We start from the raw sequence: 16,498 nt of genomic DNA, 5'->3' as shown, positions 1-16,498 counted from the left end.
GCTATTTCAGGACTCGACCGGGACGAGACGTTCAAGCTTGCAGTGGAATGGGTAGGTCCCCGGGGCGCTGAGAACCGACTCGATCAGCGCTTCGTCGCCGTCAATGCTCACAATCGTGAACACCGAGGTGCCCTCGGCATGAACCTTGACTTTGTCGCCGACCTTCAGACCCGCGCGGGTTCCCGGCAGCGCAATCAGGCTTCCTGAGGCGGACTCCGCCAGCGACTCGGGCTGGCGGTGCCCCGGTTCGGGGCAATGAGTCGAGGCATCAGTCGCACGTAGGCGACCATGCCGATCACCTCGCGTGCATCCTTCCGAACCGACCGTCGTCTATTGGTGTGCCGACATCCCGGCACCCGACATCGAGTACGAGGACACTTTCATGACCACCATTCCCCCCGATTCAGACACCGACCGCACGCTCAAGGCCAAGCACCGGGCGTCGTGGGCCTCCGGCGACTACCCGACCGTCGCCGCCGAGCTGATCCCGACCCTCGGCGAGGTGCTCGTGGAGGCAGCCGATATCCGCTCCGGCCAGCGGGTGCTCGACGTGGCCGCCGGCAGCGGCAACGCCGCGATCCCGGCTGCCGCACGCGGCGCCACCGTCGTGGCGTCGGACCTGACGCCGGAACTGTTCGTCGCCGGGCGAGCGATCGCCGCCCAGCGCGGCGTCGAGCTGGACTGGGTCGAGGCCGACGCAGAGGCGTTGGCGTTCGACGACGACAGCTTCGACGCCGTCATCTCGGTCGTCGGAGCCATGTTCGCGCCGCACCATCGGCAGACCGCCGACGAGATGCTGCGAGTCTGCCGGCCCGGCGGCACCATCGCGATGATCAACTGGACACCGCAGGGCCTGATCGGCAACCTGTTCAAGGCCATGGGACCCTACGCACCGCCCCCGCCCCGCGGTGCGACCCCGCCGCCGTTGTGGGGCGACGAGCAACACGTCCGCGACCTGTTCGGCGACCGGGTGACCGCGCTCGACGCGCACCGCCAGTCGCTCGTGATCGACCGCTTCGCAGACCCGACCGAGTTCCGGGAGTTCTGGAAACGCAACTATGGCCCGACGATCGCCGCGTACCACCACAACGCCGCGGACCCGGATCGGATCGCGAACCTCGAGCGAGATTTCCTGCAGTTCCTCACCGCATGGAATCGGGCCGATGCGCACGGTCGGACACTCTACGAGGCCGAGTACCTGCTCATCACCGCACGCAAGCGGTAGCCCGCATTGGCCCTCGCTCACCGGCAGCGGGTCCCAGGATCGCGGAACTCACCGCCTTCGCCGCAGAGTTTGAGAATGGCGGCATGCGTACCACTGGGAGGTCGCCGCCCGCGCCGGAGTGAATGCGGAAGACGCTGCGGGACTACGAGCATCGAGGCCTGTTGGAGGCGCCGCCCCGGTCTTCGGCCGGGTATCGGTTCGCCTGTTGGGTTTGCCTCCTGATTCGACCTCTGTCTCGAATCTGCCGCGGACGTAGGCGGCGGTGCGGGAATCGACGGGCCCCGAACGCCGAACCCGAAAACGTAACTGGACCCGACCACCGGCACCGTCACGATGCAAGCGAGGGACGGTGCACCCGCGATCTGGAGGCATCGCCCATCGACTGATCGAACCTGTCGGTGTTCACTCGAATCATCACAAGCAATGCGAAGGCTCGACCTGCAAGGGTGGGCACCATGGCGGCGCCGCACATCGAGGCTGGGAGGACGGCCAGGATGAAACCGGAAACAGCGGAGGCTCGGATGTTGCTGTCGGTGATCGAGCATGCCCAGAACCTGGTCGCCATCGCCGACTACGACACCGGACGCCTGCGCTACCTCAACCCCGCCGGGATGCAGCTGATGGGGCTGACCGACGAGGCCGCCGTCGCCGCCCGCTGGGCACCGGAATTCTTCACCGACGTCGGATTCGTGCAGGCCCCCGACATGGAATCGGCCCTGCTCGATCAGGGCCGGTGGGAGGGCCGGTCGGAGTTTCGGCATTTCCTGACCGGTGAACCGATCCCGGTCACCTTGTCCACCTTCGTGGTCGAGCGCAGTCCGGAGAACCGCCCTGCGGTGATCGCATGTATCGCCCAGGACCTGCGCACTGCGCAGGAGCACGAACAGCGCCTGCACACGGCGTTGGAGGCGGCCGCGTACCGGGTCCGCGAACAACGCGCCCTCGCCGACCTGAGTGGGCTCGCCGTCGACGGCGACCTGGACCACGTCCTCGTGGCCGCGGCGGACGCAGCCGCCGCGTTGGTGGGAGTCAACTGCGCCTCGGTGGCCCGGGCCGAGGAGCCGGGCGGTGCATTACGGGTGCTCGCCTACCGCGGTCAACCACCCGTCCCGGAAACCTTCGCCCCCGGCGCCGATTCCCAGCCCGGATACGCGGCCGCCACCGATCAGATCATCATCTGCCCCGACCGGTACGGCGAGCACCGGTTCGCGACCGAAGCCATGAATACCCGAGGGTTACGGAGCGGGGTCTGCGTTCCCATCGGCGCCGACACGGTGTGGGGTGTGCTCACCGCGCACAGTGCCCGCCCCCGCGAATACTCCGACCGGGAGGTGATGTTCCTGCGCTCGGTGACCGCGGTGCTGGCCGCGGCGATCCGGCGCATCGAGGCAGAGCAGGCGCTGCGGCATCTGAGCCTGCACGATTCATTGACCGGGCTACCGAACCGTGCCCTGGCGCATCAGCAGATCGACGCCGCCCTGGACACCGCACGCGGAAGCGGGCGCACGGTTGCGGCGTTGCTGATCGACCTCGACGAGTTCAAGACCCTCAACGACCGACTCGGCCACGCCGTCGGCGACGACGCCCTCATCCGGCTGGCCGAACAACTGCAATCGGTCATACGCCCCACCGACACCGTGGCCCGGATCGGCGGCGACGAATTCCTCATCGTCTGCCCCGACACCACCACCGTCGAGGAGGCCATCGCCCTCGCCACCCGCATCACCGAACTACACATCGGACCCGACTCGACCGGACGCGAACTTCGCTACACCGCCAGCGTCGGCATCGCCCTCGCCCGACCGGAAGACACCCGAGTAACGCTCATCCGACGCGCGGACGCCGCCATGTATGAAGCCAAAACCACCGGCAGCGGCTACACCCTCGCCCCCTGACACGAACCCCCACCCCCGCACCCAAGCACACCGCCACCGACATTCATTGTGCCGCAGAGTGTTCCTACCGAAGCACCGAGCACGCCACCCAGGCCAGCCGAGCGTCGCCGAACCTGACCTGCCCCCACCAGGCTCCGGGGAGCGGATGCTTGCGACCGGGCCTCGGTCGGCACGAACACCCGCGGTGCATCAGCGAGATGCGCGAGCACCCCAGACGCGAACTCGCCCACAGGCCCACACCAGACCCCACCGCACCACATTCAGCTCAGCGACGACGAATACACCCGCGCCCACGCGGCCGCCCGCACCGCCGGCCAGAACCTCGACACCTCCGGTTCACGACCGCATCACCGACGCCCTCGAACAACCCGAATAGCAGGTTCAGTCGGGGGTGAAGAACAGCTCCATCGACATGAAGAACCACACCACCATTGCCGCCATCGGCAGGAACGCGCACACCAACGGGCAGGGCGAAGTCCACACTCGGATCGGCGGCGACGCGAACCGTGACGGGACGACCTACAGGGGCATCTGTTCCCCGGTGACGAGGAAAATCACACGGCGCCCGACCACGACGGTGTGGTCACCGAAGCGCTCGTAGAAACGCCCCAACAAGGTCACATCGACCGCGGCCGGGATGGTGCCGGTCCAGGCCGGATCCTCGATCAAGGTGAGCAGCCGTCGATGCAAGTCGTCGAGCTCGTCGTCGCGTCTGCCGATCTCGGCGGCCAGTTCGGGATCGTGCGTGCGCAGGACCCGTTCGGCGAGGCCGGCCAACTCGGCCGCCACCCGCCCCATATGGGAGAGCAATTCCTCCGCCTCACCGGAAGCGACGTGCTCGGGATGACGCCGGCGGACGCTTTCGGCCACATGCTGCACCAGCCCACCCATCCGGCTCAGATCCGCCACCAGGTGCACACCGGTGACAACCTGACGCAGATCACGCGCCACCGGGCCCTGCAACGCCAACAGCGCCATCGCCAGGTCCTCACACGGACCGCGCAGCTCCTCGATCTGGTCGTTCAGGTCGAACACCCGCTCGGCCAGGGGCAGGTCAGCCAGCACCAGGGCCTCGGTCGCCGCCTGGACCGCATCCCCGGCCAGCCGGCACATCGACGCCAACCGGTCCGTCAGCTCGTCGAGCTGCTCGTGAAACTTCATCCGCATACCCATCATCCTCGTGCACTACTCGAAGACAGCACACCGGGACATGTCATCTTTCCCGGTCAGAACGCTCACCCAGGCCACGATTCTTCCCCGTCCATCCACGCGATCACATCAAACACCCGCAGCGCCGAGATCCCTTCGGGGAGGCCCGCCTCCCCGCGGAGCGACAGCAACCGGCGATGCAACGCCCCCTCGTCGGCCCGGAGGGCCTCCCAGACCGGGTTCAGATGTGCTCGCCCGGTGCCCAGGACCGCACTGACGACCGAGACCCAAATCGGGTACAGCCGGGGATGTTTACGGGTGATCAGCTTCGTTGCCTTCGTCCGGCCGATCCCCGGCAACGCCCACAGCGCCGTTTCCAGGTCCCACGCGGGCCACCCCGGGGCGAACGGGTCCGGTTCGTCGACCAAGGTCCCGATCCGGGCCTATCGCCGCCAGAAGGGCGTTCAGCGCCTCGATCGCCGCAACGTCCGGGTCCGTCGCGAGGGTGGTCGGCAGCCGCAATGTAGCCGGGGTGGTCTCGACACGCCGTCTGCTCGCGGATCAGTACCGACGCCCGGGCTGTCGAAGTTCACTGGCACCTGCTGGGCATAAGCCGATGGGTCTGGTTCCACTGAACGGCTCGGCGCGGGCCCGCGATCAAGGTCACTAAATGTCGCGGAGGACATTCAGCGGCGATACCCGCCAGAAGGCAGGACCTGAATGATCATGCAGGCGGCGCACTGTCTGCATGTGCCGACCCAAGATCAGCGCCTTCGCTTCCTTTGTAAGGGAGGCCCGGTGGTATGACAGTACGCGCGCACCAAACGTGCGAATCGCCTCGGCTTCGTGGTGCACCCTGGCAATCCGAAAGTTCTGGGTGAGAGCGATCAGACCTTCAGCGGCGCTGTCCTCGATCCACCGCACGTCCTCAATGTCTTGTCCTACCCCGTGCCCGTAGATGTCATCTAGTGTTCGGTGCTCGATATCGAAATGGGTGAGCGCTTTTCCCACACCGGGGGGAATGCACCGATCAAGGAGTACGACCGGTCTACGCGATTTCCGCGAGCTTTTCAGCCGCTTGCTCAACTGCCAGCACCTCCGCCACATCTAAGCCGTAGTCTGCTGCCACCACAGTCGGTAGTTCGCCTGCCTCGAGCGCTCCTAAAATCGCGAACGCCGGAACACGACTTCGCAATAGCGATGGACGTCCACCGTTGAACCGAGGATCGAGAGTCAACTCGACACCGCCGTGGAGGCTAAGACGAAACGCTGTCGGCTGCTCGTCGTCGTCGCGATCGATTCTTTGTAGATAGTCTTCAATGACACGCTCGATTGGCTGTTGGCCGTCCTCCACCCGGAAGAGGTCGCCACGCTCGCGACGGTAGAGATCGATTCCATCAGTGAACAACAGCGGCCGTGCGAGCACATACGGATCCGAGAACTCGTGCCGAAGACCGTCCGCCACTGTTACCAACTTCGACATCGGAACACCGGCTGTGCGCAATGCCCGCATTGACCAAGTCTCAACGATGCCGACCAGGGGGACCGTGGGCCACCCTTTGCGTTGGTTCCTCACCGTATGCACCATCGCTGGTCGAGTCTTAGTCGACTTCGTCCAAGAATGGACGGTATTCACAGGCATGGAAACTATCCGTGCTGCTTGTTTCGGGGTGCAGATTCCGGAGCGATAACGGATGTCGGTCGCGTACTCAGGGGTGGTCACCGTAGGCGTCATCTCGGTCGCGGTCCTCCTCTCGTATCGCATGTAGCACTGCCAGATCCGTACAGTCTCGCATCCGCGACGTTTGTACGGCGGCAGGATCCCCCCGTGGTGGCAGGCTGCACCCACCACGAGGAGGTCAGTCGCGTGCCCCCGAGGACATATCGTCAGCCAGTTCAACTCACCGGACCAGGAAGTTCCCTATTCGTCCGCGCGAGATCATCTCCCCAGTGACGCGTGACGCCGTGGAGGGGAGGACGCCCGCTCCGGCGATGCCACCGAACTCAGCGTTTAGGACGGTGTTCCCGGCGGAACCAAGCCCACCCGCGGCAATCGCACCATCACTCAGGGCGGCCATTCCGGCCAACGTCGCGCCGCCCCAGTCAACCTGCGGCTCTACCGAGACGTACTGCCCACCGCCTATGGCGACGCCGGGGACAAGCCCGATGGAAGCGACCTTGCCCCCGTGCACACTCTTGCCGCGCAGCCGCCGGCGGAGGAGCTTGCACTCCTCGCGCATCCGGTCCAGATCCCCTTGTCAAGATGCGGGAACTCGTTCACGAGCGCCTCCAGAACGGCGCGCGGTTAGACCCATCGCCAGCTCAGCACCGCATCCATTTGCTCCTCGAAGCGGGTCGATCTGTCAATACGCTGCGTGAATGAATCTGCGGCGCTGTGCGAATGCTCTGTCGATTCCAATTTAGGAGAACCTGCGGCGAAGATCGGCTCCCCGACACCTAGATCCCAGCGGGCCACCCCGGACCGAGCGGGTCGAGTTCGCCGAACCAGGTCCCGGTCCGGCCCCCCACCGCCTTCAGAAGCGCGTTCAGCCCGCAATCGCCGCAACATCCGAATCCGTCGCAAGGGTGGTGGGCAGCCGGAACCTCATACCCCCGCACCCTCTCACCCCCCCAGACGCCGGCCGCCGCGGGAACTGGGGGTGGGTGGTCACCAACTCCTCGCGCTCATCTTCATCACGCTCGCACGAACCGCTACCCGCACCTACCCTCGATACGAGATTCTCGAGGGAATGACCTCCACATTGCCGAATCCCCTCTGCCTCAATAGCTGTTCGGCGGCCCTCGACCGAAGTTCCATGTCGGCGCCAGGACCCACGCGTACATTGACGATTGGGGCTGGCATTCCCGGCATCGCGAAGTACATCAATCGAACATACGGTGTGATTCCAGTCGGCCCCACCCTGTATTCACATGGCGTGTAGTTCTGCCGATCGAGATCGAACAGCCGCCACTCGCGCTCACTTGCGAATGCTGGCGACTTCACCTGCGCGAGTGCTTCAAGGCACAGCTGCATTGCCTCTTGGTCCGTCATTTCATTCGCAACGACTGTCTTCGCGGCATCTTGGAGAATCTGGGCGGCGTCGCCATATTCGACCTTGCGAAGGCGTGTCACCGGAGAGAGCGGATCGACAGGCATAACGGCCAGGGGGTGACCCGCCCGGCGAATCATGCCCTCCAGAGCTGACTTCCGGAAGCCGATTGCGTACCCCTTGTCAGAGCCATACCCGCGCCACTGGCTCAGTAGATCGCCGTCCTCGCAGAAACACGCAGCGTAGAAGTTGAGCCGGTCCGGGCCGTAGATGTCCGAGGCCACCTCAAATGGGTCGTCGAGGTGGCCACCAAGCACTCCTTCCAGCCAAGTGACCGTCCCGTCCATTGCGCTACCTGGAGCGACCGGTGCTCGGAGCTCTCGCAGCAGTTGCTTTCGGCCGTATTGCAGTTCCTTTGTGTCGTTGAGGTAGACAACGTCTGTCGCCCACAACGAGAACGAACCTGCGGTGGTGGTGATCTTCGCGTCCCACCCGGAGGGCTGCCCCACTGGAGACAGGATGCCCAGCAACCCCGCTGTCGACGTGTAGTGATACAGGATGTCATCGTCGTGATCTTCGTTGTGCACCGAATGATCCTATTTGCCGCGGATCGCGCGCCCACCTGCGCTTGCAATACGCCAGCCTCATCGAAACGGCCATCATCTCCGCCGCGGACGCAGTTGCAGCCGCAGGCATCCTCGTTCAACCACTAAAACGATTGGTGCGGCCGAGGGAAGATTGGGTGCGGCCTCCCGAACCCTTCTGTAGTCCCGGCCAGTCCGAACAAGGCCACCGGGCTTATCTACTAACGCAAGCCCCGGGATGCAACAATCGTCATGCGGTCTGCAATAGTTACCTCCATGATGTTATTATTGCAGCATGCCTAGTGATATTCGCATCCTAGACCTGGCGGACCTTGCCGGCGGGCAATGGGGCCTGTTCACCATGGCGCAAGCGCGTGACCTCGATCTCTCCGCCCAGCAGGTCGCTCGGCTGGCCAACTCCGGCGCGGTCGAGCGGCTGCGGCATGGCGTGTACCGGATCAGCGGTGCGCCGAGCGCGCCCGACGAACAGCTGCGCGCTGCCTGGCTCATGATCGACCCGCACAAGACCGCGGGTGAGCGCCTGGAGGCCGCTCACCCGGCGATCGTCAGTCGCCGCTCGGCCGCGCGTCTGCACGACCTCGGTGACCTCGACGCAGATGTCATGGAATTCGCCACGCCCCGTCGGCGGCAATCACGTCTTTCCGATGTCCGCTACCACGTCCGGGCGTACGCCCCCGATCAGTGGACGCTCGTGGGCGGCCTGCCGGTGACCACCGTGCTGGTCACGATCGCAGATCTTGCTGCCGATCAACTCGATGGCGGTCATCTCGCGGGCATCGTCCGGGATGCACTCACCACCAATCGCGCCGACGCCGACGAGGTGAGCGCGGTGCTGCGGCCGTATGCCCACAGGTACGGTGCGGCGCTGGGTGACGGCTCGGGCCTGCTCGACCGGTTCCTCACCGAAGCCGGCATCCCGAAGTCGACCCGCGCCCTCGGTCAGCATCTGGCCACCCAGGGAGCACTGGATCTCACGCCGGTGTACCAGAAGGGAATCCTCGATGCCTTCGCCGTGGCCAGCAGCCCCAGCCTCGACCACATCCGCGACGCCTTCGCCGTAGCGAACAGCCCTACCGTTCACCAGGTTCGGAACGCACTGCAGGCAATCGACCTGCCGGCAGTCGACCAGTCGCAAGCAGCGATGCGGCGGGCAACGGACCGGCAATAGTGCGGTCCGCGGGGCACCCTCCTTTCGCAGTCCGCACCCGACGATCAGCTTCTGCGCCTTCCCCATTCGAGAGATGATGAGACACACATGCCGAGAAGCTCGGCTGCACGCACGCCGGCGGCGTTCAAACGGTCCCTCAAAGATCGACTCAAGAAAGAGTCGAAGGAACGCGGCCGCGTGTTCGAGCACCTGCATCGGGAGTTCTACCTTCAGCGTTTCCTCGTTCGCGTCTTCTCACAACCCGGCGACCGATGGCTGTTGAAAGGCGGAGCATCCCTGATCGTGCGGCTCCCGGATGCCCGCTACAGCCGCGACATCGACCTCCTGCACACTGACGCCGAACTCGACGATGCGGTGGCTGAGCTGAAGTCAGCGGCCGGAGTCAGCGACCTGGATCCGTTCCGCTTCCAAGTACGAGACGAACCGGCGGAGATGACCGGCGGCGTCGCGGGCGCCACCCTGAAAGTTGATGTGTACCTCGGAGTTGAACAGCTCTATGCGTTCCCCATCGACCTGGCCACCGACCTTCTGCCGATCGGACCGATCGACTATCAGCAGCCGCGGCCGGTGGTGACGATGGACGAGCTGGCGGCGATGCCGACATTCGCCCTGTATCCACTCCCGTCCCAGATCGCGGACAAGGTGTGCGCAATGTACGGGTTGTACGGCGAGGCAAAGAACCCCTCGTCGCGCTATCACGATTTGGTCGATCTCGCCTTCATCGTGTCCTGCTGGTCATTCGACGCCGAAGCTGTGGGCCACGCGCTCGCGCACGAAGCCCAACGCCGTGGACTCACACTGCCCCCGACCATGTCGAGTCCAGCCGGTCAGTGGGTCGCCGGCTACGCCAGGACCGCCCGCGCCGTACCGAGTCTGCCCACCACAGCAGCCGACCTCGAGGGCGCACTACGGCTTGTCGGAGCAGCGCTCGACCCCGTCCTCTCAAACCAGATCAAGACCGCGTCCTGGGACCCGAACGCCGCGATCTGGATTGCCCTGCCCTAGCCTCGGTCCCGACGGTCGGAAGCTCACGTAGCCCGTCGGTCCTACCGTCAGCGACGGCGAAGCCGCCCTGCATATGTCGCGGCACAGGCGACTGGGGAAGTACTCGCGGGCCCTCAAAGTCGTCCAGTCAAATAGCCCACGCTCGATCAAAGAAAATCCAACATTGGGCGGCGACCCGATGACGAACTACCTCCTACACGAGGTGTCCACCCAAGCGGGGTCCCACTCCAGATAACCTCGAGCGAGCCCGCTCGCATGCAAGTCCTCGCTACCGGCGACGGCGGACGACGTCAGCCACGCCATTTTCCTTCCAGGATTGCCCGGCGCAGATGCTCGGCGGCGTCCGCTGTGTCGGGGCCCGGGCGGCGGAGCACATCCTGCAACACGATGATCGGATCGACTCGCACCGGCAGCACATCGTCCGACACGACGGTCGAATCGATCCCCCCGGCGGTGCTGCCGCTGCCTCCGCGGTGCGCCACAGGGTGGGGTCTGTCTTCCGGATCCCGGCCGGTCCACCGCAGCGGGAGAGGATCGCGAGCACGAACCGCGCAGGGTCCGACCTCCCGGACAGGCGTTGCAGCTAGCAGGTATGCGCCTGGTGGGGCTGACCGGGGGGCGCAGATAGGCGCCAGTGGTAACGACACGGGCGGCGCCGGGCGGCGATTCTAGAAGCCCCCCGGAACCAAGTTTGCAGGAGGCGTGGACATGGTCCCCTCACCGGACGCCGTCGAGGTGGTGACCCGCGAACAGGCCACCGCTCTGCTCACCCGACGGCCGGGGATGAAGTACGCGGTGGAGTCGATCCGCACGTTCTTGCTGGTATTCACGGTCGGCGCCGCCGCGCTTGGGGGCGGCCCGGTGGCCCCGTTGGCCCTCGGCGCGGTCCTGATGGTGATGATCTACGCTCGGGCGCACCACTGCTGTGGCCACTACAACCCGGCGATGACAATGGTGACGCTGGTGCGCGGCCGGATCGGGCCCCGTACTGCCGCCGAGTACTGCGTTGTCCAGCTCGGCGCCGGCCTGCTCGCCGCGGCGGCGGTGCGTGGGTTCGTCGATCCGGCGCACGCCGGCACCGTGGCGGCGGTGACCCCGCCCGGCCACACCCCAGCGACGGTGTGGGTGGTCGAGCAGTTGTTCACCTTCGCCCTGTGCTGCCTGGTGCTCAACGTCGCCACCCGCCGCAGCCCACCGGACAACTCGCTCTACGGTCTGATGATTGGATTCACGGTGGTGGCAGGAGCGTTCGCGGTCGGCACGATCTCCGGTGGCGGATTCAACCCGGCCGTTGTCCTCAGTACCGGCGCCGGCACCGCTGCTGGATTCGCCTTACTCGCGCTCGCCCCCGGCGACACATGATGTGGCGGCCGCCGACGGGCCCGGTTTCGCCGCTGCGGTCACCTGTCACCCTCCGCCCGTGGGCGGGTCACGGCCTTGTTCAAGTCCGCAATATGATGTGGGCTTGCGTGATGGCTCGGAAGTGGTCACGACTGCCCAACTGGTCGCCGTACACGCCAGGCGTGACGTCCGCGGGCCGCGATCTTGACGCGCCAACACCTACACGCCCGCCGCGCGCTCGTGTGATGTCGCTGTTGGTACACCCGACCACCCCGCCGCTGTGGCTCGGAATCGTGGTCGCCGCGTCCCTGATCGCGGTGGAGAGCCTCCTGGTGCTTCTGCTCGAGCACCTCGCCCCCGGGAACACCTTCGGTGCGGTCTTCCTCCTGGGGGTGCTGGTGGTATCGGCCGGGTGGGGATTCGGGCTCTCGGTGGCAACGACGCTGGCGAGCGCCCTGGTCTATGTCTACGTCCATCTCGAGACCAACGGGAGCGTCCTCCCGAGCGAAGTCGAGGACTGGATGGCGATCGTCATCTTTCTTCCGATCGCGTTTTTGGCCAACGTTCTCGCGGGCCAGGCCCGACTGCGCACCGCCGAGGCAGAACAACGCCGCCGGGAGGCCGAGGCAAGCCGGGACCAGCTCGGCGTGCTCGCAGACCAGCAGGCCGCACTGCGACGGGTGGCAACCCGAGTGGCGCGTGGGGCGAGCCCCTCGGAGGTGTTCTCCGCGGTGGCCGACGAGCTGGCCCGATGCCTGAATGCGGCCACCGCGTCGGTGAACAGCTTCGACGATGGCATGGCGACCGTGGTTGCCGTCGCTGCCCCCGCGCCGGGGATCATGCGTGCGCCACGTGTCGGCGAACGCCACACCTTGTCGGAAGGCGACAACATCGCAACGAGGGTGTATCACACCGGGCGGGCTGCACGCCTGGACGGGTCGGAGCTGCAGAAAGCTCCTGACTCCGTAGCCGCACGGCTTCGAGAAATGGGTCTGCGTTCCACGGTGGCGGTTCCGATCATTGTCGATGAACGGGTTTGGGGAATGGCGGCCGTCGGTTCGTTGCGGCCCGAGCCGCTCCTCGCGGACACCGAGGCGCGGACGAGCGACTTTGCCGATCTTGTCGCGACCGCGGTCGCCAACGCTGCCACCCGTGCCGAACTCCTCGCCTCGCGGGCTCGGATCGTTGCGGCGGGCGATCAGGCCCGGCGTCGCCTGGAACGCGATTTGCACGACGGAGCCCAGCAGCGGCTGGTCTCGCTCGGGCTCGAGCTACGCAAGGCCGAGGCATCGGTGCCACCCCCACAAAACGACCTCAAGGAGCAGCTGTCTCACATCGTGTCGGGGTTGACCGGCGTCTCGGAGGATCTCCAGCAGTTCTCCCGCGGGATCCATCCGGCGATACTGTCAAAGGGAGGGCTGGGCTCGGCGATTCGGACGCTGGCTCGCCGCTCCGCCGTCCCCGTCACATTAGACATCGCCGTTGATCGACCGTTGCCCGAATCCGCCGAAGTCGCCGCCTACTACGTGGTTTCCGAAACTCTCACCAACGCCGCCAAGCACGCCCAAGCCTCCGAGGTGCACGTGTCCGCACGAGCCGAGGACGACACTCTCGATCTCATGATCCAAGACGACGGCGTCGGGGGCGCCGACTCGCGCAAAGGGTCAGGACTGATCGGCCTCATCGACCGCGTCGAGGCTCTCGGCGGACACTTGGAGATCACGAGTCAACCCGGAAACGGGACGGTGCTGCACGTCACGATCCCGGTCGAACCGGTCCGATCGCGGCGGCCGCCGCCATGAGCAGTCGCGGAATCTGTTGCCTGCCAAGGCCGAGTAGCCCACCGCGGGCCCCTCCCCTCGCTCTCCCCGCGGCGAAAGTCGCGCTACCACCGGCTGCCTCCACTGCGGCGGCCGATCGACTCGCTGACCGGCGACGGGGACTCCCAAAAGGCGCCGACTCGTCCATGTTTCGGCTCGATCGGGGACGCGAGGTAACGGTGAGCGCGCAAAGCTGGCCGGGCCCGCCAAGACCGGGGTGATGTAGGTTAGTCCGATCCTCGTGGTGGTACTCCTAAGTTGGCCGATCCGAACGTATTGTAGGCATTGCGCTGCAGCGAATCCCCGTCGTCACCGCTGATACCCATCACCGCTACCTACCAGCTGGAATTCAGGGAGTACCGGCCAGCAGCAGACCGCGCGGAACATTGAGCTCGCCGCCGGAATCACTGCCAGGACCAGTGACACCCTCCGCTCAACTGACTCACACCGCCAACGGATCGTTTCTCGAGCGGCCCTCTGTGACCATCAGGAACACGGTTGTGCACGACGGCCAGTTCCGAGAACGTGCGCGAACGTGGACAGGTGGCTCCCCGCCCTCGCTCACGTAAGCCGCGACAAGCACACGGCGGTTCCCCTCGCCCGAGAGACCGGCGGAGAAAAGTCGGTTCACTCAGGTGATTCCGAGAGTGCATACAGTTCAGGAAGATTGACCACGATGGCTTCTTGAGTGCTGCGTGCGATCACGATCACCGCGGGGGTGTCGGAGTCCGGATTCTCTTCGCGATGCGGAACGTACGGCGGGACGAAGATGTAGTCGCCGGGACTCGTGGCGATGCGCACCTCCCCTGTCCCGTCGTGGAAGACGAACTGAGGGTGTCCGCTCCGCACGAAGATCGCCGTTTCCGACTCGCCGTGGTGGTGGTTGTCCGACACCGTCTCCGGCGACACCACGGTCTCCCCCATCCAGATCTTTTCCGACCCGACCGAGCGGCCACTGATCGCGGCGAATCTCTGCATACCCTCGGTCTGGGCCGTCCCGGAGCTCAGCTCCGACGCCTTGACATGGTGTACCCGGGTGCGCAGCGACGAGTCCACGTACTCGGTGTTCGTCGTCTGCAGGTCTGGATGGAACTCGTCATCGCTGCTCATGGTCCTCAGCCTCGTGCGTCGACCCGCGTGGCGACCGCGGTCATCGCCGGGGCAGTGACCGCCGACGCGACGTCGTCGTCCCCATGGCCGCCGGTGACGGCGTCATGCCAGCGCGGCAGCAACGCACCGGTGAGAGCGAGCTCGACCCCGAGCTGGCGCGCGGCGTAAGACACCAGTTCGGCATCCTTGACCGCGAGCCGCAACGGAAAACCCGGGCTGAAGTCGGCACCGAGCATCGCCGCGCCCTTGCTCATCGCGTAGTCCGACGCCATCGGGCCCCCGGTTACGGCATCCAGGAACAGCTCGGGGTCGATTCCGAGAGCTTCACTGAGGGTGAGGGTTTCGGCCATTCCCTCGACCAGCACCGCCAGCCAGTTGTTGAGAGCGAGTTTGAGCCGGCTGCCGTCACCGGCACGCTCGAGCCACAGAGTCCGCCGGCCGAGGACCTCGAAGATCGGCGCCACCCGAGACCGGACCGGGCGTGCCCCCGCGGCGAGGACGACCAGCTCCCCCGCCACGGCCGGGGCGGTGCTTCCGGAGACCGGGGCGTCGACGAGGACGACGCCGTTCCTGCCCGCGAGGTCCACGAGACGGGTGCAGGATTCGACGCCTACGGTGCTCATCTGGATCCACACCGCATCCGTAGAGAGTGTGGACAACGCGCCCGCAGGGCCGGTCATCACCTCTTCGACGGCGGCGCCGTCGCTGAGCATGGTGATCACCACGTCGGCGCCGTCGGTGGCGGTCGCAGGACTGGATGCGAGGTGCGCCCCCTCCGCGGCCAACTCCGCGGCCTTCGCGGTGGTGGGATTCCACACCCGCACCCGGTAACCAGCGCGGATCAGATTGCGCGCGATCGGGGCACCCATCGTTCCGGTGCCCAACACCGCGACATTTCGCGAAAACTCGCTCATCACATACCCTCCGGGGAGGGCCCGGCGACCGGCGTGGCCGCCGCCATGATCGTGTCGATCTCGGCGAGGTCCGCAGCGCTGAGCCACACCTCGGTGGCGCCGAGGCTGTCCTGGACATGGTCCGCCTGCCGGGCACCGACGATCGCGACGTGCACGGCCGGGTTCGCCAACGTCCAGGCGATCGCCAACTGGCTGACGGTGATGCCCAGCTCACCCGCGAAGGTCGCCAACGCGGACACCGTCGCCAGATTGCGCCGATAGGTATCGCCGGTGAAAACGCTGCTCGCCCCTCGCCAGTCATCAGCGGCGAACGTCGTGTCCGTGGTGAGCGTTCCGGTCAGCAAACCGTGCGCCAACGGCCCGTACACCAACACACCGATGTCGCGGGCACGGCAATGGGGCAACAACTCCGCCTCGACATCCCGCCGGAACAGGTGGTACGGCGGCTGCACCGTCTCCACCGGCAGCGTGGCCGCGAACTCCTCCATCTGCGCAGTGTCATAGTTGGACACCCCGACGTGCCCGATCTTGCCGGCGGCGACGAGTTCGGCCAGCGCACCCGCCGTCTCCGCGACCGGCACAGCCGGGTCGGGCCAATGCACCTGATAGAGGTCGATGTGATCGACCCCCAGCGCCGTCAGGCTGGCATCCACCCCCCGCCGCAACCAGTCGGGGCTCGCGTCACGGACCAGCCCCGAGTCGGTCCTGCGCAAGCCGCCCTTCGTGGCGATCACGAGCTCGTCGCGCTCGGTGCTCAGTTCACGGCGAAGTGCCTTGCCGAGGATCCGCTCGGACGCCCCGAAACCATAGGCCTGCGCGGTGTCGAAGAAATTGACCCCCAGCTCGCGGGCACGGTGGATCGCCGCGATCGCCGCATCCTCGTCGAACCGGCCCCATTCACCGCCGAGCTGCCAGGTGCCGAACGCAATGCGCGAGACGTGCAGCCCGCTTCGTCCCAATGTCGTGGTCTTCATGTCGCTCTCCAAGTTTCGGTGAACATCGTCCCTGCCACGATTACGCGCCGGCGAGCAGTTGTCGCCACGGCCAGCCCCCAAGCAGCACTACCCGTTAGCAGGAATCGAGGTCTTCTCGTCAACTCCTCAAACCCCGGTCTCGGCGTGGCGCCTATCGGCGGGCAGCGGACCCGATCGGGCGTGGCAAGTTGTCGCGGTGCTGAGCTGTGGCGGCACAGAATTCCCGCTAGCCGGGATGCGTA

The 16,498-nt window shown here is 66.1% G+C and carries 16 protein-coding genes and 1 pseudogene; 6 read left to right on the top strand and 11 right to left on the bottom strand.

All coding sequences use genetic code 11. The features are described from left to right. The first annotated feature begins 382 nt into the window (after positions 1-382). Together RJ1_RS00430 and RJ1_RS00425 are read left to right on the top strand one after the other, a co-directional pair. Positions 383-1,225: a class I SAM-dependent methyltransferase gene (locus RJ1_RS00430; protein WP_073358103.1), complete on the top strand. Its 843-nt coding sequence runs from the start codon at positions 383-385 to the stop codon at positions 1,223-1,225. A gap of 494 nt (positions 1,226-1,719) precedes the next feature. Then, entirely contained in the window at positions 1,720-3,120 is a 1,401-nt protein-coding gene (locus RJ1_RS00425) for a sensor domain-containing diguanylate cyclase (RefSeq protein ID WP_073357933.1), read from the top strand. A 519-nt stretch (positions 3,121-3,639) separates the two neighbouring features. On the opposite strand, the gene phoU is transcribed toward RJ1_RS00425, so the two are convergent. From phoU to RJ1_RS00390, 7 genes and pseudogenes are all read right to left on the bottom strand, one after another. Beyond that, on the bottom strand, positions 3,640-4,287 hold the full coding sequence (gene phoU, locus RJ1_RS00415; protein WP_073357932.1) for a phosphate signaling complex protein PhoU: 648 nt from the start codon (positions 4,285-4,287) through the stop codon (positions 3,640-3,642). A gap of 68 nt (positions 4,288-4,355) precedes the next feature. Next, entirely contained in the window at positions 4,356-4,697 is a 342-nt protein-coding gene (locus tag RJ1_RS00410) for a DUF6308 family protein (protein WP_083400280.1), read from the bottom strand. Between the two features lie 238 nt (positions 4,698-4,935). Next, on the bottom strand, positions 4,936-5,376 hold the full coding sequence (locus tag RJ1_RS00405; RefSeq protein WP_255284853.1) for a PIN-like domain-containing protein: 441 nt from the start codon (positions 5,374-5,376) through the stop codon (positions 4,936-4,938). Next, positions 5,318-5,752: a DUF433 domain-containing protein gene (locus RJ1_RS00400; protein WP_143048783.1), complete on the bottom strand. Its 435-nt coding sequence runs from the start codon at positions 5,750-5,752 to the stop codon at positions 5,318-5,320. Before RJ1_RS00400 ends, RJ1_RS00405 begins: the two co-directional genes overlap by 59 nt. 3 nt (positions 5,753-5,755) lie before the next feature. Continuing rightward, positions 5,756-6,004, bottom strand: a pseudogene (locus tag RJ1_RS48720) (hypothetical protein); the annotation flags it as partial. A gap of 166 nt (positions 6,005-6,170) precedes the next feature. Beyond that, positions 6,171-6,509, bottom strand: a complete 339-nt coding sequence (locus RJ1_RS00395; protein WP_073357929.1) for a hypothetical protein — start codon at positions 6,507-6,509, stop codon at positions 6,171-6,173. A gap of 482 nt (positions 6,510-6,991) precedes the next feature. Continuing rightward, positions 6,992-7,906, bottom strand: a complete 915-nt coding sequence (locus RJ1_RS00390; RefSeq protein WP_073357928.1) for a DUF2971 domain-containing protein — start codon at positions 7,904-7,906, stop codon at positions 6,992-6,994. Between the two features lie 292 nt (positions 7,907-8,198). Here RJ1_RS00390 and RJ1_RS00385 point away from each other — a divergent pair, with 292 nt between their 5' ends. Continuing rightward, positions 8,199-9,092, top strand: coding sequence for a type IV toxin-antitoxin system AbiEi family antitoxin domain-containing protein (locus RJ1_RS00385; RefSeq protein ID WP_073357927.1), 894 nt, complete (start codon positions 8,199-8,201; stop codon positions 9,090-9,092). Positions 9,093-9,179: 87 nt separating this feature from the next. Further along, the gene (locus RJ1_RS00380) at positions 9,180-10,097 is read left to right on the top strand and encodes a nucleotidyl transferase AbiEii/AbiGii toxin family protein (RefSeq protein WP_073357926.1); all 918 of its coding nucleotides are present in this window, start codon (positions 9,180-9,182) and stop codon (positions 10,095-10,097) included. Between the two features lie 290 nt (positions 10,098-10,387). Here RJ1_RS00380 and RJ1_RS00375 read toward each other — a convergent pair whose 3' ends face one another. Then, entirely contained in the window at positions 10,388-10,579 is a 192-nt protein-coding gene (locus tag RJ1_RS00375; protein WP_240319568.1) for a hypothetical protein, read from the bottom strand. 226 nt (positions 10,580-10,805) lie between these two features. On the opposite strand from RJ1_RS00375, the gene RJ1_RS00370 reads away from it, so the two are divergent. Both RJ1_RS00370 and RJ1_RS00365 read left to right on the top strand, forming a co-directional pair. Beyond that, positions 10,806-11,459: an aquaporin gene (locus RJ1_RS00370; RefSeq protein WP_083400328.1), complete on the top strand. Its 654-nt coding sequence runs from the start codon at positions 10,806-10,808 to the stop codon at positions 11,457-11,459. A 224-nt stretch (positions 11,460-11,683) separates the two neighbouring features. Continuing rightward, positions 11,684-13,240, top strand: a complete 1,557-nt coding sequence (locus RJ1_RS00365; RefSeq protein WP_240319567.1) for a GAF domain-containing protein — start codon at positions 11,684-11,686, stop codon at positions 13,238-13,240. Between the two features lie 645 nt (positions 13,241-13,885). Here RJ1_RS00365 and RJ1_RS00360 read toward each other — a convergent pair. From RJ1_RS00360 to RJ1_RS00350, 3 genes are read right to left on the bottom strand one after another with little or no spacing between them, the layout of a single operon-like run. Continuing rightward, on the bottom strand, positions 13,886-14,368 hold the full coding sequence (locus RJ1_RS00360; protein ID WP_073357924.1) for a cupin domain-containing protein: 483 nt from the start codon (positions 14,366-14,368) through the stop codon (positions 13,886-13,888). Positions 14,369-14,373: 5 nt separating this feature from the next. After that, positions 14,374-15,282: an NAD(P)-dependent oxidoreductase gene (locus tag RJ1_RS00355; protein WP_073357923.1), complete on the bottom strand. Its 909-nt coding sequence runs from the start codon at positions 15,280-15,282 to the stop codon at positions 14,374-14,376. Then, positions 15,282-16,256, bottom strand: coding sequence for an aldo/keto reductase (locus RJ1_RS00350; protein ID WP_073357922.1), 975 nt, complete (start codon positions 16,254-16,256; stop codon positions 15,282-15,284). Before RJ1_RS00350 ends, RJ1_RS00355 begins: the two co-directional genes overlap by 1 nt. Between the last annotated feature and the right edge of the window lie 242 nt (positions 16,257-16,498).

This window comes from Rhodococcus jostii NBRC 16295, from assembly GCF_001894825.1.
Lineage (GTDB): Bacteria > Actinomycetota > Actinomycetes > Mycobacteriales > Mycobacteriaceae > Rhodococcus_F > Rhodococcus_F jostii.
This window is presented reverse-complemented; position numbering and strand designations above follow the sequence as displayed.